The 468-nt window shown below is 35.9% G+C and carries 1 protein-coding gene; it reads left to right on the forward strand.

Going from position 1 to position 468, the window contains the following annotated elements:
• The coding region (locus ASJ81_RS15230; RefSeq protein ID WP_141241762.1) for a transposase at positions 1-400 on the forward strand (400 nt) is incomplete at its 5' end.
• Positions 401-468: the final 68 nt, after the last annotated feature.

The following is a 468-nucleotide window of genomic DNA, read 5'->3' on the forward strand; positions in this document are numbered from 1 at the left end:
GATTTTGAATGCAAAAGATATTGCAAACTTATATGGAGCAAGATGGGACATAGAACTGCTGTTTAAGGAATTGAAAAGCAAATACTCGCTGGATGTTCTTGAAACAAAGAATGTGCAGGTAATTGAAGCTCTAATCTGGACAGCAATATTGACACTAATCGTTAGCAGAAGAATTTATTCTCTTGTAAGAAACTCAACAACTCACCCTGAAAAAATGGCTAGATATACGCAGTTACGTTGGAGTACAATATTTGCAGAGAATGCATCTGATTTGTTGACAGTAATTCTGCATAGATGTGGGATTCAGAGAACGTTTGAAACGATAATGAGTGTATATGAAAGTCAAGCATTAGATCCACATGTAAACAGACAAAGGTTTAGAGATGAGTGGTTTGAGTAAAAAATGAATGAATTGGATCAAAAAAGAATAACAGGAGAAGGAAGTGAAGCCTGAACCGATGACCAATG

Source organism: Methanosarcina spelaei, from assembly GCF_002287235.1.
Taxonomy (GTDB): domain Archaea; phylum Halobacteriota; class Methanosarcinia; order Methanosarcinales; family Methanosarcinaceae; genus Methanosarcina; species Methanosarcina spelaei.